This is a genomic window from Clostridium sp. HCP1S3_C6 (assembly GCF_052066735.1).
Taxonomy (GTDB): Bacteria; Bacillota; Clostridia; order Clostridiales; family Clostridiaceae; genus Clostridium.
Genome location: NZ_JBQHRN010000009.1, coordinates 73,833 through 94,839, shown reverse-complemented (window position 1 = coordinate 94,839; position 21,007 = coordinate 73,833). Strand labels below are relative to the sequence as shown.

Annotated in this window: 17 protein-coding genes; 3 read left to right on the top strand and 14 right to left on the bottom strand. The window is 27.0% G+C overall.

Translation table 11 applies throughout. The features are described 5' to 3' along the window. Positions 1 to 198: 198 nt before the first annotated feature. From ACTNAO_RS05150 to cdaA, 8 genes are all read right to left on the bottom strand, one after another. Complete coding sequence (locus tag ACTNAO_RS05150; RefSeq protein ID WP_441026940.1) at positions 199 to 942, bottom strand: AIM24 family protein; 744 nt, start codon at positions 940 to 942, stop codon at positions 199 to 201. Between the two features lie 12 nt (positions 943 to 954). After that, positions 955 to 3,168: a sensor histidine kinase gene (locus ACTNAO_RS05145; protein ID WP_441026938.1), complete on the bottom strand. Its 2,214-nt coding sequence runs from the start codon at positions 3,166 to 3,168 to the stop codon at positions 955 to 957. After that, the gene (locus ACTNAO_RS05140; RefSeq protein WP_441026936.1) at positions 3,143 to 3,853 is read right to left on the bottom strand and encodes a response regulator transcription factor; all 711 of its coding nucleotides are present in this window, start codon (positions 3,851 to 3,853) and stop codon (positions 3,143 to 3,145) included. Before ACTNAO_RS05140 ends, ACTNAO_RS05145 begins: the two co-directional genes overlap by 26 nt. A 217-nt stretch (positions 3,854 to 4,070) precedes the next feature. Further along, the gene (gene buk / locus ACTNAO_RS05135) at positions 4,071 to 5,138 is read right to left on the bottom strand and encodes a butyrate kinase (RefSeq protein ID WP_441026934.1); all 1,068 of its coding nucleotides are present in this window, start codon (positions 5,136 to 5,138) and stop codon (positions 4,071 to 4,073) included. Positions 5,139 to 5,167: 29 nt separating this feature from the next. Next, positions 5,168 to 6,079, bottom strand: coding sequence for a phosphate butyryltransferase (gene ptb / locus ACTNAO_RS05130; protein ID WP_441026932.1), 912 nt, complete (start codon positions 6,077 to 6,079; stop codon positions 5,168 to 5,170). 181 nt (positions 6,080 to 6,260) lie between these two features. Next, positions 6,261 to 7,862, bottom strand: a complete 1,602-nt coding sequence (locus ACTNAO_RS05125) for an NAD(P)/FAD-dependent oxidoreductase (RefSeq protein ID WP_441026930.1) — start codon at positions 7,860 to 7,862, stop codon at positions 6,261 to 6,263. A 27-nt stretch (positions 7,863 to 7,889) separates the two neighbouring features. Next, on the bottom strand, positions 7,890 to 9,116 hold the full coding sequence (locus ACTNAO_RS05120) for a CdaR family protein (protein WP_441026928.1): 1,227 nt from the start codon (positions 9,114 to 9,116) through the stop codon (positions 7,890 to 7,892). Then, the gene (cdaA, locus tag ACTNAO_RS05115; protein ID WP_441026926.1) at positions 9,086 to 9,940 is read right to left on the bottom strand and encodes a diadenylate cyclase CdaA; all 855 of its coding nucleotides are present in this window, start codon (positions 9,938 to 9,940) and stop codon (positions 9,086 to 9,088) included. Before cdaA ends, ACTNAO_RS05120 begins: the two co-directional genes overlap by 31 nt. 204 nt (positions 9,941 to 10,144) lie before the next feature. On the opposite strand from cdaA, the gene ACTNAO_RS05110 reads away from it, so the two are divergent. Together ACTNAO_RS05110 and ACTNAO_RS05105 are read left to right on the top strand one after the other, a co-directional pair. Further along, on the top strand, positions 10,145 to 11,128 hold the full coding sequence (locus ACTNAO_RS05110; RefSeq protein WP_441026925.1) for a hypothetical protein: 984 nt from the start codon (positions 10,145 to 10,147) through the stop codon (positions 11,126 to 11,128). A gap of 72 nt (positions 11,129 to 11,200) precedes the next feature. Beyond that, the gene (locus tag ACTNAO_RS05105) at positions 11,201 to 11,764 is read left to right on the top strand and encodes a cell wall hydrolase (RefSeq protein WP_441026923.1); all 564 of its coding nucleotides are present in this window, start codon (positions 11,201 to 11,203) and stop codon (positions 11,762 to 11,764) included. 294 nt (positions 11,765 to 12,058) lie between these two features. On the opposite strand, the gene iadA is transcribed toward ACTNAO_RS05105, so the two are convergent. Together iadA and ACTNAO_RS05095 are read right to left on the bottom strand one after the other, a co-directional pair. Then, positions 12,059 to 13,195, bottom strand: a complete 1,137-nt coding sequence (iadA, locus tag ACTNAO_RS05100; protein WP_441026921.1) for a beta-aspartyl-peptidase — start codon at positions 13,193 to 13,195, stop codon at positions 12,059 to 12,061. A 17-nt stretch (positions 13,196 to 13,212) separates the two neighbouring features. Beyond that, positions 13,213 to 14,499 carry a tetratricopeptide repeat protein gene (locus ACTNAO_RS05095; protein ID WP_441026919.1) on the bottom strand — a complete coding sequence of 429 codons (1,287 nt, stop codon included), beginning with the start codon at positions 14,497 to 14,499 and terminating at the stop codon, positions 13,213 to 13,215. 164 nt (positions 14,500 to 14,663) lie between these two features. Between ACTNAO_RS05095 and ACTNAO_RS05090 the strand changes: the two genes are divergently transcribed. Then, on the top strand, positions 14,664 to 15,533 hold the full coding sequence (locus tag ACTNAO_RS05090; protein WP_441026917.1) for a DegV family protein: 870 nt from the start codon (positions 14,664 to 14,666) through the stop codon (positions 15,531 to 15,533). 29 nt (positions 15,534 to 15,562) lie between these two features. On the opposite strand, the gene ACTNAO_RS05085 is transcribed toward ACTNAO_RS05090, so the two are convergent. The 4 genes from ACTNAO_RS05085 to ACTNAO_RS05070 all read right to left on the bottom strand — a co-directional run bounded on the left by ACTNAO_RS05085 (position 15,563) and on the right by ACTNAO_RS05070 (position 20,999). After that, positions 15,563 to 16,597 (bottom strand): ribonucleotide-diphosphate reductase subunit beta, encoded by a 1,035-nt coding sequence (locus ACTNAO_RS05085; protein WP_441026915.1) that lies wholly within the window; start codon positions 16,595 to 16,597, stop codon positions 15,563 to 15,565. A 10-nt stretch (positions 16,598 to 16,607) separates the two neighbouring features. After that, positions 16,608 to 18,839: a ribonucleoside-diphosphate reductase subunit alpha gene (locus ACTNAO_RS05080; RefSeq protein WP_441026913.1), complete on the bottom strand. Its 2,232-nt coding sequence runs from the start codon at positions 18,837 to 18,839 to the stop codon at positions 16,608 to 16,610. Positions 18,840 to 18,988: 149 nt separating this feature from the next. Beyond that, positions 18,989 to 20,338 carry a sensor histidine kinase gene (locus tag ACTNAO_RS05075; RefSeq protein ID WP_441026911.1) on the bottom strand — a complete coding sequence of 450 codons (1,350 nt, stop codon included), beginning with the start codon at positions 20,336 to 20,338 and terminating at the stop codon, positions 18,989 to 18,991. Further along, a complete protein-coding gene (locus tag ACTNAO_RS05070; RefSeq protein WP_441026909.1) occupies positions 20,316 to 20,999 on the bottom strand; it encodes a response regulator transcription factor in 684 nt (227 codons plus the stop codon). Before ACTNAO_RS05070 ends, ACTNAO_RS05075 begins: the two co-directional genes overlap by 23 nt. Positions 21,000 to 21,007 lie beyond the last annotated feature (8 nt).

The following is a 21,007-nucleotide window of genomic DNA, read 5'->3' as shown; positions in this document are numbered from 1 at the left end:
AATACTGATACATTTAAAAGTTCTGCAAATTCTTTTGGTTTATAATTTTTACTCAAATATAATCACCCCTAAATATATTATATTACATTTGATTATATTTGAATATATTTTCAATAACTATTAATAATCTCCTTAAATTACATTAAGTTCATTATAACCCAAAACTTTATTAGTTTACAACTTTATAATGATAAAGTGCTAAATTGATTTATAAACTTCTTTTGTAGGGAGCACCCATATTTCACCACTTCCTGAAAATACATTAAGCATTTTAGGATTTTCTTCATCTAGGCTATTCTTTGAAATTTCTGTAGAATATTCAATGGAGCTATTTCTTAGAACAACTAAACTTCCATCTGTTTTTAAGGTATTATTTGAAAGATTACACTTGAAAATTTCATGTTCAGGAACTGGCAATTCTAAAATTACTATGCCTGATCCTAATAGTTTATATACTTTCATTGAATTTTCTATACTTTCTTGAATTTCTATACTTCCCTCTGAACATACAAAATTATCACTAGCTACCACTATTTCTTCTTCTTCTAATTCTATTAGTGCATAATTCTTAAAATCAGGTTTCAAAAATATTTCTCCAGTACCTTCATATAAGGGTTTTATTATATCTTCATCCTCTTCTAAAAGCTTTCCTGTAAAAAATTTTTTACTAAAAGTCATAGGCTTAGCTTTTTTGTTAATAACTGAAATATCCCCAAAAAAGTAACTTATTTTATTATTTTCTATAGCCACTATACTGTCTTCTAAAATTATTCTAACTTGCCTAAGCCTTATGTTTTTTTCATTTATTTCTTGAGCCTTTATTAATGAAGCAGTATTTATACCACCATCTAGTTTTTCGAATTCTAATATTTGAAATTTTGCATCATTAGTCATTTGAGCTATCATAGTAAGCTTATTAGTTGTTTCTATATTACTTTTCACCATATCCCCCCACTATTTTCTAAATACAACAATAGCCTTAAAAAGATCTCCATCAATCTTAATATAAAACTTGCCATTTTGTATTTCTGTAAAACTTTTGACTATAGCAAGCCCTAGTCCTGATCCTTCTGTATTTCTTGATTCATCGCCTCTTACAAACCTTTCTGTAATTTCGCTTTCGGAAAAATTCATTTCTGATATAGATGTATTTTTCATGATTATTTCTACTCTATCAAAATAATTGTTTATATCAACATAAACCCTGGAATTTGGCATAGAATATTTGACTGCATTTCCTATTAAATTTGCAAATATTCTGTATGTTTTTTCTCCATCTATATTTATCATTATTCTTCCTTTGGGAAAATTATTTTTTATTGTAAGATTTGCTTTTTTTAAGCTATCTTCGTATTCTATTTCTGTTTGCTTTATTAATCCTATTATATCAATATTCATTTTATTAAGCTTTATATCTCCACTTGTGGCTTTACTTACATCAAATAAATCTTCTATAAGTTCTTTTAATCTTCTTGATTTTTTTTCTATAGTATCAATATATTTTTCTTGCTCTTCTAATGTAGGGTTTCCATACTTTAAAAGATCTGTATAAGTAATTATTGATGTAAGTGGAGTTTTTAAGTCATGAGATACATTTGAAATAAGTTCAGTTTTCATTCTTTCACTATGAACTTCTTTAGAAACTGCTTTTTTAAGCCCTATCTGTATTCTTTTTAATTCTTCTTTTAGGGGATTAAATATTCCTAAATCTTCATTTATGTTAACATTTAAATTGCCCTGTGCTATATGATTTGTTGCCTGTAACAAAACTTTATATTTATTTTTTAAATCTAAAATGTAATTTCTAAGAAGTATAAATACTACTATACTATATAAAAAAGCAGCTCCAATTCCAAAATACCATATCATAGATATTGCTGACAATACAATAAAGTTTATAAATACAAGTTTAAAAACACCTTTATCTAATTTATCATTAAAATCTAAACTTGAAATATTATTAAACAATTTTTTAAAGCCATTTTTTATACTTCTTCCTAAAATAAAAATTATGGAGTTTTCTTTAAAATATTTTATGAATCCAACCTTAAATATATGTTTTATGTATGTTATTCCTGTAAAAATAAAATTATATGCAAAGAATAAAAATACAACATCACATATTCCAATTACCACTGTTGCTGACTTTTGGTTAATATTATAGCTGTTTAGTAAGTATCTATAGGCATCACCATTAATAGAAACAGTCATTGTTGTATAAAAAAGCATACATACTATAAGAGTACCAAGAATAGCAATAATACAATTAATTTCTAATGGAACATTAAAAAGCATTCTTCCCTGAGTAACTTTTTTAGAATATTTGTAAGGTACTAATATTGATATAATCATAACTGCTATAATTATTGCACCCATTATAACAATAAGATTTTCATCATTGCCACTCATTGAATATTCTTCATTTGTAATAAACTTACTTATATTGTCATTGTACTTAAGTTCTTTTTTTACTCCATAAATAAACACCATATTTTTAATAGGTTTTATTTTAATTTTATCATTTTCTGAAACGTCCTGTGGAAAATAATTATAATATTTTTCATTTACTACATTATACAAATTGTACCTATTATTAAAAAAACATCCCCAATTTCCAATATAATTATCACTTATAATATTACCATCATTACCATACTCCACTATTTCATACCAATCATAATCTTTACTTAATTCTTGGATATTATTTTCTTTATAATAATTATACATATCATCTTGACAGTTACTTAGTATCTTATTGTAATTTTCGTCTAAAACAGTATAATCTATATTTTTGTAGTTTTTAGTTATATTCTTTTCCCATGAATCTATACTACTTTTTAATTCTTCTTCAGCCTGTTTGTTATATTCAGAATTAGATGAATATGATTCTATAAAAATATCTGAGTAATTGTTTATTTCAGGATTTTGCTCCATAACACATTTTTTATATAAAACATTAGAATATTCATTTAATATTCCAATATTTGATATGTTATATGAATATATTTCTGTATTATCCTTCTTTAAAATCTGCTTTATACTACCATAACCTGAGAATGTAACAATAGCTAATACAATTACTATTATTCCTGCTAGTAAATTTCTTAAATAACTATAATCATTTTCAGGTTCTAAATCATTTTTAAATTCTTTCGATTTTATATCCAATGCCCCACACCACCTTTAAATACTTTGGTTTCTTAGCATCAACCTCTATTTTTTCTCTTATATGGCGCACATGCACCATTACAGTATCTGTATTTATAGCTTCTTCATTCCATACCTTTTCATATATTTCATCAGCTGAAAAAACTCTTCCAGGGTTCTCCATAAGAAGTTTCAATATTTTAAATTCGATTGGTGTTATTTTTATTGGATTTCCATCTACTATAACTTCTTTTGTTACAAGATTAAGTTCTAAACCTCCAACAGATATTAATTCACTATTATTGTCCTCTCTAATGCCATTTTTCAAATTTAGAAATTTAGCATATCTTCTTATATGAGAATTAACTCTTGCGATTAATTCCATTGGATTAAATGGTTTTGTAACATAATCGTCTGCTCCAATATTAAGCCCAGTAATCTTGTCAATTTCTTCTGACTTAGCAGTAAGCATTATAACTGGAAATTCATATTTTTTTCTAAGTTCCATAACCATTTTGTCGCCACTCATTAAAGGCATCATAATGTCAACTAATGCTAGATGTATCTCTTCTTTTTCTATAATTTCTAAACCTTCTATTCCGTTTGAAGCCTTTAATACTCTATATCCTTGATTTTTCAAATATATCTCTAAAGCATCAGCTATCTCTTTTTCATCCTCTACTATTAGAACATTATACACATTCACTTTTCTGTCTCCTTAATATAAATTTTATAATTACTATAATATCATATATTCTTTCTTTTAAATAAATTATAAATTAAGCATATTAAGAATTAATTTATGTATTTCTTAAAAATTTCTAAATTTAATTAATTATTATATAATCTAATTAATTAAGAATTTAACAAAAAAGCCTGGTGCAAAAACATTTAGTTTAGCACCAGACTTACAAAAAACAATATTAATATTCTTTAGCCTTTTCTTCTCCATTAAGAACTCTTATTGCACCTTGAGCTAAAGCAAGAAGCTCATCTTCTCCACCATAAACCTTAAAGTCTGCAATCCATCCAGTTCTTTCTTTTAATGCATTATCAACAACATCAGAATAAGCAATTCCACCTGTTAAGATAATTTTATCAACCTTTCCTTTAAGAACAGTTGCCATAGCTCCAATATCCTTAGCTACTTGATATATAAATGCATCAAAAATTTCTTTAGCTTTTTTATCTCCATCAGCCATAAGCTTTAATACATCTCTCATATCATTAGTATGTGCATAAGCATTTAATCCACCATTACCAACTAATTTGCTGAAAACTTCTTTTTCTGTGTATTTGCCACTAAAACACATTTTAACTAAATCACCTGCTGGAACTCCTCCAGCTCTTTCTGGTGAAAATGCTCCATCACCATCTAATGCATTATTAACATCAACAACCTTACCATGATCATGAGCACCAACAGAAACTCCTCCACCCATGTGTACTACAATAAGGTTTAAATTTTCATATCCCTTTCCAGATTCTTTTCCATATCTCTTAGCAACAGCTTTTTGATTTAATGCATGGAATTTACTCTTTCTTGGAATTTCTGGCATTCCTGAATATCTTGCAATATTAGTTAATTCATCAACAACAACTGGATCTACTATAAATGATGGTACATTTAATTCATCTCCAATTTCCTTTGCAAGTATTCCACCTAAGTTTGAAGCATGTTGTCCTTGTACTCCAACTTTTAAATCTTCTACTAATTTATCTGATACAGCATATGTTCCACCAGGAATTGGTTTAAGCATTCCACCTCTACCTACTACAACATCTAATGTATTTATATCAAAATTCTTTTCCTTTAATACATTTAAGATAACTTCTTTTCTAAATTGTCTTTGATCATATATTGTTGCATATTTAGCAATTTCTTCAGTTGAATGTCTTAAAGTTTCTTCTAAAATTTCTTTTTCGTCTTCATATACTCCTATTTTTGTAGAAGTAGAACCTGGGTTTATTATTAATATTTTATAAGCCATAATATAAATCCTCCAAAATTAAATACTTATTATTTTCTTGCTTCAGCAACCACTGCAGCTAATGCTAATGAGTTAACCTTTGTTTCAAAGCTATCTGCTCTTGATGTTAAAATAACTGGTGCAGATGTTCCAACTAATATACCACCATTTCTAGAATCTGTAGTCTTAGTTAAGCACTTGTACATAATATTACCTGCATCAATATTTGGAAGCATTATTATATCTGCTTTTCCTGCAACTTCATTATTCTTGATTCCCTTATGCTTAGCAGCTTCTTCTGATAATGCAATATCAAGAGAGAATGGTCCATCAACTACGCAACCTTTTATTTGACCTCTATCACTCATTTTAGATAAAAGTGCAGCATCTAATGTTGCAGGCATATTAGGGTTTACAACTTCAACAGCACATACTGGTGCAACTTTAGGGCATTCAATACCACATGCTTTAGCAACAGTTACTGCATTGTTTATTATTTGAACTTTTTCTTTTAATTCAGGATAAGTATTAAAAGCAACATCTGTTAAGAATATTAATCTGTCAATCTTTTCTATGTCAAATACAGCAACGTGAGACATAACCTTTCCTGTTCTTAAACCTACTTCCTTGTTTAATACACTTCTTAAAAATGTAGCTGTGTCAACTAATCCTTTCATTAACATATCAGCTTTTCTGTCATGTACTAATTCAACAGCTTTTAATGCAGCTTTCTTAGTATCTGGTTCATGAACTATTTCATAATCAGATAAGTTCATTCCAATTCCTTTTGCAACTTCAGCTATTTTAGCTTCATCACCAACAAGTATAGCATCAGCTATTCCTCTTTCCTTAGCTTCTCTAATAGCTTCTAAAACTGGTTCATCCTGTGCAACTGCAACTGCAACTTTCTTTCTTCTACATTCCTTTACTTTTGATAATAAGTCATCAAAACTCTTACTCATCCTTTAAGCACCTCTTAAAAATTTATTTTATTTAATAGTTGTTAAATTTATAACAAATATAATTATATTTATCGCATTACTTCCTTATTATTGTAACAGAATTATCACTAATAAAAGTATTTTTCAGAATATTCTATACAATTTAATTATACATAAAATTTAAATATATTAAAATATAATTTTAAGGTCTTGCATATTTTTTCATAATACTTTCTGCAACCTTTATTCCATCTACAGCAGCTGATATTATACCTCCAGCAAAACCAGCTCCTTCTCCTGTTGGATAAAGACCAGATGCACTTATACTTTCTAGTTCTCTAGTTCTAGTTATTTTTACTGGTGCAGATGTTCTTGTTTCAACACCTGTAAGTACTGCATCATCCATTCCATAGCCTTTAATTTTTTGATCAAACTTTTGTATTCCTTCTTTTAACGCAAAACATACAGACTGTGGTAAACATTCTTTTAATTCTTTAAATTCATATCCAGGTTTATAGGATGGTTTAACACATCCAAGCTTATTTGACTTTCTATCGTGCATGAAATCTCCTAAAAGCTGAACAGGTGCTACATAATTACCACCACCTAGATTATATGCAAGTTCTTCATACTTTCTTTGAAATTCCATTCCCTTAATAGGTGTACTACCATCAAAATCCTTTTCTGATACTGTAACAACTAAAGCTGAATTTGAATTTTCATCATTTCTTGAATGATAACTCATTCCATTAGTTACAAGTCTATTTTTTTCAGATGCTGCACCCACTACAACTCCACCAGGGCACATACAAAATGAATATATACCTCTTTTTAGTTCTTGAGACTGATATGCAAGATTATAGCTAGCTGCCTTAAGCCTAGGATGATCTGCAAATTTGCCATATTGGCTTTCATTTATAAATCCACGTAAATGTTCTATTCGTACACCAATTGCAAAATCTTTTGGTTCCATAAATATACTATTTGAAAGAAGCATTTCATATGTATCTCTTGAACTATGTCCTATAGCAAGTATTAGTGTTTCGCAAGGTATCTTGTTATTATTTATACTTATTTCTTTTATTTTTCCATCCTTTATATAAATATTATCAAGCTTTGAATTAAAATAAACTTCACCACCTAAAGCTTTTATTTTTTCTCTTATATTTTTCACCACATCTTTTAATATATCTGTTCCCACATGAGGCTTTCCCTCATATATTATTTCTTTAGGTGCACCTTCTTTTACTAATTCCTTCAATACATAAGAACATCTTTTATCTTTTATTCTTGTTGTAAGTTTTCCATCAGAAAAAGCTCCAGCTCCACCTTCTCCAAATTGAACATTAGATTCTGGATTTAAATCTGATATACCATTCCAAAAATCCTGTACTGTTTTTGTCCTTGAATCTACATCTTGACCTCTTTCAAAAACAATTGGCCTATAACCATTTTGTGCAAGAGACAACGCAGCAAAAAGACCTGCAGGCCCAAGTCCAATAACTATAGGCCTAACATTAATCTTTTCCTTTCCAAAAACAAATTCTTCTTTATTATTGTCTTTTTCTAAAAATACATCTTTATCCTTTATCTTTGATAATACTTTCTTTTCATCACATAAATTAACTTCTACAGAATAATTAAACTTTATATTATCCTTTTTTCTTGCATCAATACTTTCTCTTAATATTTTAAAACTATTTATAGAATCCTTAGAAATTCTAAGTTTTTTGCAAATCTTTGTTTTTATATCACTTAAAGGTTCATCTAACTCTAAATTAATATTGTTAATTTTTAATGTCATAAGGGCCTCCTTTGTAAAAATATCACGTTAACTTATTGCTTTAACTTTCACAGAAATTTTTCCAGAATTAGAAACAATAGATGCATTATTTGATGTATTTAACTTAGCTGTCCAAGTAATATCATAATCACCTTCTGCAGATATTTCTTCTAATGATGCTGTAACTGAAATATTGCTACTAGTTATATTTTGAATTTCATCCTCAGTTCCTGAAATTACTATATCACATGTATTTTGCATTTCATATTTAAATTTTGATGTATCCATTCCTACAAAGTTTATCTTTACTCCATAAATAGTCTTATTTACTATTTTAGAATCTTTTATGTTAAGTGTTACTGTTACTTTATTGCTGCCATTTTGTATAGTTATGCCTTCTGGTATTTCTAATTGCGCTTCAATCTTTTGGCTTGCATTTATATTGTCTAAATTTATTTCAGAAGTATTTATAAAGTTAACTTTGTCTATTTTATCAGTATTACCACTTATGGTAATTTTACTTAAAGAAAGTTCACTACTTTGAAGGGTTAATCCTTCTTTTAAATTTCCAACAAAAGCTGCCTTAATTGGTACTTCTTTGCCTTTAACTACTTCTATTTCAAGGGTTGCAGAAGACTCACTTAATTCTAAATCATTAATCTCATTGCCCTTATCATCTAAAATTACTATATCATAATCCTGCTTTATATTTTGAGATACATTATCTATTTTTCCCTTTATTACAGCCTTACTAGCCTTTTCTACTAATGATTTTGGTCCTGATATATTAATAGATAAAGGTTCTATACTTAATGATTTTTCAGAAAAACCACTTTGATAATTTACGTCCACCATTGATTCAAGATTAATTTCTTTTTCAACACATGCTTCTATTTTTACTTTTACTGCAAGGGATTTTGTATTTTTAATATTTATTCCTTCAGGATAATCAACAACTTCTACTGGTATTGTATTTTCTCCTTGCTTTAGTGCATATTGTGATAAATCTACCTTTAACTTAAAATCATCTTTTGTAATTGTATATATCTGATTTGAAGGTCCTGATATATTAACATCGACAGTGTATTCTTCATCATCTACTAAAGATAAATTAGAATTTGTTAATGATTCAACATTAACAAATTCAACTGGAACATTTTTTATTGTAGATTCCTTTACTGGATTTTCCACATTATTTATGTATAACCATAAAGCAAAGGATAAAATAACACACACTAATTGTACTATGATTTTTTTATTTGATTTTTTATCCATAGTTTCACCTTTTCCTCTAATGACTTAACTTTTTTCGAATCTCTATTATCCATTATTCTTGTTAGTATATTTTTCAATTTTTGCTTATCGTAATTTCTTGTAAGTTTTCCATTAACAGCAAGTGATATGACTCCTGTTTCCTCTGATACAATTATAACAAGTGCATCTGAATTTTCTGAGATTCCAAGACCTGCTCTATGTCTTGTTCCAAGTTTTTTGTTTATTTTTGTGTTATTTGTTAAAGGCAACACACACCCCGATGCATGTATTCTTCCTTTTCTTATTATAGTTGCACCATCATGAAGGGGAGTATTTACAACAAAAATATTTTCTAATAAACTAGCAGATACCTTTGCATCAATAATTGTACCTGTACTAAGAATATCTGAAAGTCCAGTTCCCTGTTCCATTACAATCAAGGCTCCTGTCTTAGTTGCTGCTAAATTATCAACTGCTGTAGTAATTTCCTCTATAACTTCATTTCTGTTTTCTATTGGACGAGAAGAATGAATATCCTCAAAGGCACTTCTTCCTAAGTGTTCTAATGCCCTTCTTATTTCTGGCTGAAAGATAATAACCACAGAAAGTACTCCTATTGTAAGAGTCTTATTTAGTATAAAATTAAGCATATTTAACTTTAATATATCACTAATAGGAATTAATATAACTATTAAAACAAGACCTTTTAATAATTGTTCAGCTCTTGTTTCTTCTATAAGAACATATGCTTTATAAAAAATAAATGAAACAACTAAAATATCAAGAATAGAATTTATAGACATATTCTTTAATATATTAACTGTTAATTTATAAAAATTTTCCATCTTGAACCTCCTTCTCATCTAATTTTACTAACAATAATTATTAATAATTATATTATACCCCAAACACTTGAAAGTTTTAATTACAACTCTTAACTTTTTATTAATTTTCAATAAAGTTAATATACTTTAATAAAAGATATTATAATAAAAAACTTTTAATAATATACTCTAATAAATAATTTTTATATTTAAGGAGCATACTTTATGAATTTTGAAAAAATTAAAATAAATAAAACTTCATTTTTCATCTTCTTATTATCCTTTATTATTTTTTTATCCTATTTGATTATTTATAAATTGTCACCTGATAATAAAGATTTGAAAAACTTAAATGATATATGTAAAGTCATAGAAAAAAGTAACTATAATTTAAAAGATGCCATTAAAGACAATACTATTGATATTTCATGTGCAAACAATATTTTATGTGATAATCTTGTAATTTTAAATAGCTCTTTAGATGATTTAAATAGATTATCCTTAGAATCTTCAACTAACGATGATTTAAAAAATCAATTAACAGATACATTAAAATCAAATATAAAACTATTTGAACTAGCAAAAGAAATACTATCAAATGATTCTTCTAAAGACATCAGAAAAATCTTTAATGAATATAAATTAGAATTAGATGCTTTAAAAGAAAAATATGAGTCTTTAAAAAATTCCAAACTAAAAATTACTTTTCCAACAAAAGCAACTGATTTTTTTGATTGTGTAACTAATTATGCTAATACACTAATAAAAATTTCCAGAGATACTGATATATCTTTTGAACAAAAAAGATTATTTTGCCTTACTTTAAAAAAAACAATTGATTCCTTAGATTGTATATCAGATAATTTAGAACCAGTCATTACTGATATATATGCAAATAATAGATCTTTAGATTCATTAGCAAGTGACATTCAAAATAAAAAAAGCACATTAAATACAATAAAAAATGAAAGTTTTAAACTATCTATTCCAGAAGATTGCACTAAATATTATGAAAAACTCCAAGAAACTATAAATTCTTATGACAGTTATATATCTTCTCTTAGCAGTGCGTTTCTTATTCATAAGGCCTCCGTTAATAAATTTGACATGAGTGACATAAATTCAAATTATAAGGATGCTCTATCCAAATATAACGACTATAAAAATGTTTTTGCAGAATTTAAAGAAGATATAAATAGTATAACTTAATAAAATTTTATGTATAAAATAATTAATTGGTGGCACACTATTCTTTGACTGGGTTATAAAAGGAGGTTTTTTATGAAAAAAGTTTTTTTATTTTTCTTAACCCTTTCAATGATTTTTTCTGTTCCTTATACAGCCAATTGTAAAGAAATAGATATATTTAATAAGGATTATCCTTCCTTTACTAAATTTTCTTTTTCTAAAAGTACAAATGAATTAAACAATGAAGGTGAATATATAGAAGTATTTAATTATAATGAAAAAAAATTGTTAATAACCCAGTCAGATATAGACTTAATGGCAAAATTAGTATATGCAGAAAGTAGGGGTGAACCCTTTGATGGTAAGGTAGGTGTTGTTTCTGTAGTTCTTAACAGAGTGTTAGATGATAGTTTTCCCAATAGCATAAAGGACGTTATTTTTGAACCTAATGCTTTTTCATGTGTTAAAAACAAAAATATAAATGCATATCCTGATGAAAGTTGCTACAACGCTGTTTATTCTGCAATAAAAGGCAACGACCCTACTAATAAGGCTTTATTTTTCTATAATCCTAATTTAGCAACATCATCATGGATGATAAATACAGAAAAGCATAATAAAATTTCTATTGGTAATCATGTATTTTTCAGCAAATAATATATAAAAGTAAAAAAGGCAAATTTTTATTTTTGCCTTTTTTACTACCTTTTTCTACCCATTTAAATTTTACACCATAGTATAAAACCCATAAATCATAATACCTCATATACTCAATAAACATATCTTTTAAAATTAAACTAAAAATAGTCCTCATATTATTCTCAATACACAAGTAACATTTAGCATTATTAAAAGTTATTTTCTTAAGTACGAATACATAATATTCCAAATAGCATTTTTTGTCAATTGTTTTTAAGTTCTTTAGCAGAAGATTAACAATTTATTAATATTTTACCTTATTTTTTCTCCTTTACAAAAAACATTATCTATTTCTAAGGTTTCTTTATTTACAATAACAAAATCCGCATCATATCCCTGTTTTATATAGCCCTTAAATTCTAATTTTAATCTATCTGCAACATTAGAAGTTATGACTTTTATAACATCTTGAAGTTTAAATTTTTTATTTTTAACACACTTAATCACCTCTTCATATAAAGAAAACACACTACACCTTCCAACTTCAAGTAGTGTACCATCTTCATTAAATGATGGTATACTTCCATTACCGTCTGATGAAAAAGTAATATTTTCTATAGGCATGCCTTTTTTCAGATATATTTCAAGGGCATCACTTGCAAAAATTTCTTCATCTGTAAGGTTATTTATATCAGCACTTGTAGTAAGATCAATATATCCTCCAGCCTTTACATATTTTAGTCCTTCATAAAACAATGTTCTATTTCTGTTTATATGGGTTGGTAGAATATTTTCAAAGGGGATATCTGTTTCATCAATAGTTTTAAAAAGTAAATCTAATTTACCTTTGCCATCGCCAACATGTACATTACATATTCCAGCCTTTTTAGATAATAACCCTGCAACTCTTGTATCTGAAATACATCTAACAAATTCATTAAATGAAGGATTAGAACTTCTATTGTCAGAAATTGCAATTTCTCCAGTTCCAATAATATTATCAATCATCATTAAATCACTTTGAATATCTGAAGTTAATGTTGAAACAGGTATATGATATGATCCTGTATAAACATAACAATTTAGCCCTTCTTCCCTTAAAGCTTTTGATTTTGCTACAAGCCCTTTCATAGATCTTCCTATGCCATCTGTTCCAAGGCACCCTACAACAGTTGTTATACCAGCTTCTGATAATTCCTTAAAAGTTATTTCTGGTGTTCTTGTAGCAAATCCTCCTTCACCACCACCACCTAATATATGAACATGTGAGTCAATAAATCCTGGCAAAAGAATTTTCCCAGTTCCATCTATTTCATTAATATTAATATCTTTAGAATTTAAATCAAGATTATTATAAAGACCTTCTATTTTACCAAAGGCAAATAAAAGGTCTTTTTTTCCTAAATATTCTGGATTGTATATTTCTATATTTCTTATAATGTTTAACAAAATATCACACCCTAATATTAATTAAGTAGACTTTTGATATTTTCATTATTATACATAGATTCTGAATGGTTATTATTAAGCTCATTTGCATACATTTTAGCCTTAGATAAATCTTCACTTTTGTATAACATAGCTAAACCATATAAGACTTCACCAATATAATCACCATTTTTATATTTATTATAATATTCTTCATAAAGCTTAATAGCTTGATTATTATTTCCTTTTTTATCATTTATAGCACCATCAAAGAATAAAACCTCTGATGCAAGATAAGTTGTTTGTGAATATTTATACGCCTTTTCTATTTGTATAAGGGCATTATCATAATCCTTTGTATTATAATATTTCATAGCACTATTATAAAAATATTCACAGCCTTCCTTAATTAAAAGTTCTTGTGCTATTTTAGTAACAGCTTGCTCCTTACCTGATAGTTCATTAATATTAAGCTTATTAACTAAATTATAAAGTTCATCATAATTTTTAGAATCAATGCAACTTTGAATTTTCTCTACGTCTACCTTAATATTATTATCCCCATTTTCATCCTCATTATTCTTAGAATTTGTTACCTCTTCCTGTTCACTTTCAATATTTTCTTCATTACTAATTAAATTCTCATTTTCATTATTGTTAGTAGACAAAACATCTGTATCATTTGAATTAATAAATTTATTGATTATTTTATATCCACCAAATAATACTACAAAAATTGCCACAGCACATACTAAACCCATCAAAACTTTCATGGTATTTTCTGATGTACTCTTTAAAATTTCTAGTTTAGAATCAGAATATTTTTCAAATTCCTTTGCAATTTTCTTCCCTTGAGGATTATTCTTATCTATTGATAATGCCTTTGTTAAAGAAACTCCAGCATTTTCATAATCACCTTTTCTTAAATAGCATACTGAAAGCGCTAAATTTACTTTTATTGCATTAAAGTCACTTTCCTTACACATATTAAGTTTCTTTTCAGCCTCATTAATTGAAAGTCTAGTTAAAAGTACTTCTGCTTCTTTATATAATTTAATTTTATCTTTATCTCTTTTGCTATCTTCAATATAGTTTTTTGCAATGTCATCATCATTAAAATCAGCATTAATTTTCCATGTTGCTACTGCTCCTTTAAGATCTCCTTTTAAATACAATAAAAGACCTTTAAGGTTCAATGCTGCTGAATTTTTCAAATCCTCTGCAATGCTTTCTTCACATTTCTTTAAAGCTTTATCTATTTCGCCATTCTGATAAAATTTTGTTGCCATAATATATTTTTTATTCTTATTTCTCTTTTTACTCATATTCACCCTTGTCCTATAATTATTATCTTTGATACATTTATATTTATTATGCAATAATATTAATATTTTATCAATAATTTCTTTACTTTTTTTACCATATACTTTTTATAATTGCAACTTCTATGATATAATTATATAGTAACTTAAAAAAGAGAGGTTTATTTATGAAAGATTATATAATAATAGTTGATTCTGCTTCAGATATACCAAAAAATTTGCGCCATGAATATAATATTGAAGTTTTAGGTTTAAAATGTATTTTAAATAACAAGGAATATATAGAAGATGATAATATGGAACTTTCTTATGATGAATTTTATAAAGCTATACGTGAAGGTGCCATGCCTACTACATCTCAAGTTAATTTAAATACTTATTACGAAGTTTTTGAAAAACATGCAAAGGAAGGCAAAACAGTAATATATCCTGCTTTTTCTTCAGCCTTAAGCGGTTGCTATAATGCATCTCTTTTAGCAAGAGAAGATGTCTTAGAAAAATATCCAGAAGCTGATATAAGAATTTTTGACACAAAATGTGCATCCCTTGGATATGGCCTTTTAATTATAAAGGCTATGGAATATGCCAAAAAAGGAGCTTCCTGTGATGAAGTTTATAACTTTTTAACAGAAACTGCACCTAATATAAATCATATTGTTTTACTTGATGATTTATCATACTTAAAAAGAGGTGGAAGATTATCAGGAACTGCTGCTGTACTTGGAAGCCTTCTTATGATAAAACCCCTTGTCAAAATGAATGAAAATGGTGAGCTTATAAATTACTCAAAAGTTAAAGGAAGAAAAAAAGGTATTAACACACTTTTTGAAGAATTTGAAAATAAAGCAGTTGACATAAATAATCAAAAGGTTGTTGCAATATGTCACTCTGATTGTTTAGATGATGCTCAAAAACTTGCAAAAATGATTACAGACAAATACAATTTAAAGGTAATAATAGGATCTATAGGTTGCGTAATTGGAAGTCATACAGGTGCTTCTACTATGGCATTATTTTTTGTGGGTAACGGAAGATAGTAAAAGGTTGCATTAATTTGCAACCTTTTTTATAAATCATCAATTAAAGTTGATGCTTTTGCATAAGCAGTTGATTTTGCTTCAAAAAAATCAGTTTTTACAAGATTAGCATCACCAAATATATCTACCCATTTTGCAGGATTTTCATCTGAAATATCATAAAGTTTTGGCAAACCTATAGCACTTAGTCTTAAATTTCCTAAATACTTTATATAATCTTCTATAAGCTTTTTGTTTATTCCTTGAATGTTATCGCCTATAACATAGTGTCCCCATTCTATTTCATTTTCAACTCCCTGTTTCATCATAGATATAAGTTCATTTTTCATATTATCTGTAAAAAGCTCTGGCTCTTCATTTTGTAATTCTTTAATAATATTTCTAAAAAGCCAAAGATGAGTATTTTCATCTCTATTTATATATCTAATCTCCTGTGCAGAACCTGGCATTTTACCATTACGCTCTAAATTATAGAAAAACATAAATCCAGAATAAAAATATATACCTTCTAAAATGTAATTTGCCATTATAGTTTTTAATAAATTCTTTTTAGTTGGATTATTAATGAAATTATTATATAAATCGCCTATAAATTTATTTCTTTGAAGCAAAATTTTATCATCACGCCACTGATATAAAATATTATTTCTTTCTTCAGGTGAACATATACTGTCAAGCATATAACTGTAACTTTGAGAGTGTACTGCTTCCTGAAATGCTTGAATAGTAAGACATAAATTAACTTCACTTGCTGTTATATAGTTAGAAATATTTCCAATATTAGCAGTTTGAACCGAATCTAGAAATATAAGAAATGATAATATTTTATCATAAGCTGTTTTTTCTTCTTTTGATAATTTATTATAATCTTTTAAATCCTGTGACAAATTAATTTCTTCAGGAATCCAGAAATTATTCATTCCCTGCCTATACCAATCACTTACCCATGAATATTTCATATTGTTAAAATCATTAAGATTTGTTGTATTTCCATTAATCATTCTTCTTTTATTTACTTCAACATCACCATTTTCATTAAAGAGTGGTTTTCTTTTTATGTCCATATAATACCTCCTATGACGAACAACTATCACATTCATTTACTGTAAGTGATTTGCTTCTAACATAATATATTGATTTAACATTGCTTTTACATGCTTTTATATAAAGATTCATTATTTGCCTCATGGTATACTCAGTAGTTATATAAAGATTAAAAGATTGTCCTTGATCTATATGCCTTTGTCTTATACCATTTATTTCAACACATAGTGACTGATCAATATTATATGCTGAATTGTAATACCAAAAATTTTCAAAAGAAAGATTAGGTGCTGTTTTAGGAATTATACTTCCTTTCTTCTCTTCAAGATAAAATCTTGACATAATTGGATCAATACCTTCACTTGTTCCAGCAATAGTAGCTGTAGATCCATTTGGTGCTACCGCCATTAAATAGCCATTTCTCATACCATATTTTTTTACATCTTCACTAAGCTTTTGCCACTTTTTAGAATTATAGTTTCTAAACTTAAAATAATCACCATTTTCCCAATCTGATCCTTCAAATTCGTTATACTTTCCTTTTTCTTTTGCTATATTCATACTTGCTTTAATAGCATAATAATTTATTTTTTCATATACTTTATCTGCAAAATTTTTATGTGATTCTGCATTCCAATGTATTTTATTATTTGCAAGCATATGATGATAGCCACTTGTTCCAAGTCCAATACCTCTATATCTTTTATTAGTCACCTCTGCATAAGGAACAGAATAGTAATTTAAATCAATAACATTATCCATAGCTCTAATTTGTGTTTCAATAATATAGTCTAATTCTTCATCATCTAATACATTTATATTTCCCAAAACTATAGATGATAAATTACACACAACAAAATCTCCCGCTTTTGTTTTTTCTATTATTATTTTATCTCCGTTTTCATCTAAAACTTCATTTTGCATTATTTCAATTGAGCTCATATTTTGCATTATTTCAGTACATAAATTAGATGAATAAATCATACCTTTATGTTTATTAGGATTCATTTTATTTGCTACATCTCTATAAAAAGCAAATGGAGTTCCTGTTTCTGCTGCACTTTTTATTATTAATCTTACTATATCTCGTATTGTTATAGTCCTTTTTTCTATTCTTTCATCATTAACACAATCGTAATATCTCTTTTCCCATTCTGAGCCATAATAATCTTCTAAAGAATATCCCTTTATAAGCTTTATTTCATGGGGACACATCATATACCATATAGCATCTAAATTTTCTTCTGCAAGCTTCCAAAATAAATCCGGATAACATATTCCAGGAAATACATCATGGGCCTTCTTTCTATCATCACCATTATTAGTTCTTATTTGAAGAAATTCAGGAACATCTTTATGCCATGCATCAAGCCATATAGCAACAGATCCGCTTCTTACTCCAAGTTGATCTACAGCAATTGCAGTATCATTAAATAATTTTACCCATGGAATTATACCTCCAGATGCTCCCTTAAATCCTCTTATTGGAGAACCTAAAGCTCTTACCTTTCCTATATATATTCCCATGCCTCCACCAAATTTAGACACCTTCGCAAAATTATCTAATGACTTATATATACCATTTAAACTATCTGAAACAGTATCTATAAAACAAGAACTTAATTGATAAAATGGCTTTCTTGCATTTGAAATTGTAGGTGTAGCCATAGTAGCCTTAAGAGAGCTTAATACATCATAAAACCTTTTAGCCCACATTACCCTTTTGTGCTTCTTTTCTGGAATTGCAAGATGCATTGCTATTCCCATGAACATTTGCTGAGGAAGTTCTAAAATCTCTCTATTGTAATTTTGAACTAGGTATCTATCCTTTAGAAGTTTTATACCACTATATGTAAAAATAAAGTCTCTTTCTGGTTTTAACTCTTTTTCAAGCTCTAATATATCTTCTTTTGTATAGTTTTTTAATATGTATTCACCATACAACCCCTGACTTGTTAAATCTTGTATAAAACCATAAAAATTTTCATATAAATTTTGATCTTTTGGCAAGTTTCTATTTTTTCTAACATCACTATATAAATTATGCACAAATAATTTTGATGAAACATATTGCCATTTTGGTTCTTCAGCAGTTGTTAATTCTAATGCAACTTGTATAACTGCATTAATAAGTTCTGCTTCAGTCATATTATTTCGTACAATATGGTCTGCTTCTTTTATTAATTTTTCCTTAATATAAATTCCTTCATTATCCTTAATAGCTTCTATTCCAATATTACATATTTTATCTAAAGCATTCATAAATATCCTCCACAACATATAGTATATTCTAAGCTTTAAAATGCATATAAATACAACATTTAGTTTTGTACTAATAAGTATATTATATTTTTTATTATAAAACAATATATTTTAAGGAACAATATCAGTTAATTAATTATTATTATCCATTAGTTTTCTTCTAATGGTAAATAAATATATATTTTAAACATATCTCCTTCCCTTTTTATTCTTATATCACCCTGGTGTAATTCTACTATGCTCTTTGTAATTGCAAGGCCTAATCCTGATCCCTCTACTTTTGAATTTCTAGATTTATCACCTCTTGCAAATCTTTCAAAGATTTCATCATTATCAAAATCCATATAATAATTAGCTATATTTTTAAATGATATTTCTATCATTTTATTTTTACAATTTACTTCAATATATATGCGCGTATTTTTTAAAGAATACTTTAAAGCATTAATAACTACATTTTCAATTGCTCTAGATATCATCTTTCCATCTAGCATCATGTATATTTCTTCTTTAAAACTTTCTACATTAAAATTAATATTTTTTTCTTCATATAAACAAGAATATTCACCTATAGCCTGGTGAATTAAAGACATAATATCAATTCTTTCTTTATGCAATTCAATTTTTCCACTATTTATTTTAGACATTTCAAATAAATCATCAATTAAAACCTTAAGTTTTTTAGATTTTGAATCTAATATTTTTAAATATTCCTCTCTCTCTTCTTCAGTTATAGCTTTATCACTTAATATATTTACATAATTAATTATTGATGTAAGTGGAGTTCTAAGATCATGTGACACATTTGATATAAGTTCTGTTTTTAATCTCTCATTTTTTAATGTTTCATCTACTGCATTTTCATAACCAATTTTAATGGCAGAAATATTTTCTATTAATTGTACAACTTCATCACTTGTTTGAGAATTAATATCTTCCTTCAAACTGGAGCTTTCTATATTTGGAATTTTTTCATTAACTTTACTAATTTCAATATTCTTTTTTATAACATAAATAACAGCTATTGTTGGAACAATAAGTACAATTAGTATTCCCTTAATTGGATAAAGATAAAAGAATCTTGATAAAATATTATTACTAGAACTTTTCATTGCAATTACATAAAGATATATAATAAAAATAATTGTGTCTATAAGTATAACATTAAAGAGCATTTTCTTTGTATGCTTAAATTTAAGTCCATTTTTCCAAACATAAATAAAACTAAAAAGAAAATTTCCTCTTATCACTATATTTTTTTTATATTTAAAAAGGACTACAATAATTTTTACAAAAATTACGGCTGCTACCAAAGAAAATATAATTTCATACGTACGATACCAATCTTCACCCTTATAACCAAAAAACTCATTAGAATACTTCATATCTTCTGTAACATTAAAAATTAAGCACAGTATAAAAATAACCAAGTAAATTATTTCAATAAGCCATATATTATTAAAATACTTGTGTATTTTATCCATCAATTTTGTAGCCAATTCCCCACACCACCTTAATATACTCAGGTTCCTTAGTATTAAGTTCTATTTTTTCTCTTATTCTTCTAATATGTACTGTTACTGTATTTTCACTTTTATAAAAAGGTTCTTCCCATACATTTTCATAAATTTCTTTAATTGAAAAAATTCTTCCTGGATTGCTTACAAAAAGATGTAATATTTTATATTCTGTAGCTGTAACTTTAACATTTTCGCCTCTTACTGTTACTTTTTTATTAAAAGTATCTATAACAAGATCTCTTATTCTAATACATTCCTTATTTTCTACCTCTAATGGCTTTTCATATCTTCTAAGTTGTGATTTTACTCTTGCTACTAATTCTAAATGGTTGAAAGGCTTAGTAACATAATCATCAGCCCCCACATTAAGACCTAATATTTTATCTGAATCTTCACCTTTTGCAGAAAGCATTATTATAGGTATATTTTTACTTTCTCTTATTTTTAAACAAGTTCTTATTCCATCTAATCTTGGCATCATAATATCTAATAATATTAAATGTATTTGCCTTGATTCTAAAATTTCTAAAGCCTCTATACCATCAGAAGCTTGAATAACTTTAAGTCCTTCTCCCCTTAAGTAGATCTCTATAGCATCTCTTATTTCCTTTTCATCATCAACTATCAAAATATTATACATACAAATCT

Excerpts from the sequence above, each read along its gene's own strand:
- ACTNAO_RS05125 (WP_441026930.1), bottom strand. The coding sequence starts at position 7,862 with ATGACATTAAAAATTAACAATATTAATTTAGAGTTAGATGAACCTTTA.
- ACTNAO_RS05080 (WP_441026913.1), bottom strand. The coding sequence starts at position 18,839 with ATGAATGCTTTAGATAAAATATGTAATATTGGAATAGAAGCTATTAAG.
- ACTNAO_RS05085 (WP_441026915.1), bottom strand. The coding sequence starts at position 16,597 with ATGGACATAAAAAGAAAACCACTCTTTAATGAAAATGGTGATGTTGAA.
- ACTNAO_RS05090 (WP_441026917.1), top strand. The coding sequence starts at position 14,664 with ATGAAAGATTATATAATAATAGTTGATTCTGCTTCAGATATACCAAAA.
- cdaA (WP_441026926.1), bottom strand. The coding sequence starts at position 9,940 with ATGGAAAATTTTTATAAATTAACAGTTAATATATTAAAGAATATGTCT.
- ACTNAO_RS05110 (WP_441026925.1), top strand. The coding sequence starts at position 10,145 with ATGAATTTTGAAAAAATTAAAATAAATAAAACTTCATTTTTCATCTTC.
- ACTNAO_RS05120 (WP_441026928.1), bottom strand. The coding sequence starts at position 9,116 with ATGGATAAAAAATCAAATAAAAAAATCATAGTACAATTAGTGTGTGTT.
- ACTNAO_RS05070 (WP_441026909.1), bottom strand. The coding sequence starts at position 20,999 with ATGTATAATATTTTGATAGTTGATGATGAAAAGGAAATAAGAGATGCT.
- ACTNAO_RS05105 (WP_441026923.1), top strand. The coding sequence starts at position 11,201 with ATGAAAAAAGTTTTTTTATTTTTCTTAACCCTTTCAATGATTTTTTCT.
- buk (WP_441026934.1), bottom strand. The coding sequence starts at position 5,138 with ATGGCTTATAAAATATTAATAATAAACCCAGGTTCTACTTCTACAAAA.
- ACTNAO_RS05095 (WP_441026919.1), bottom strand. The coding sequence starts at position 14,499 with ATGAGTAAAAAGAGAAATAAGAATAAAAAATATATTATGGCAACAAAA.
- ptb (WP_441026932.1), bottom strand. The coding sequence starts at position 6,079 with ATGAGTAAGAGTTTTGATGACTTATTATCAAAAGTAAAGGAATGTAGA.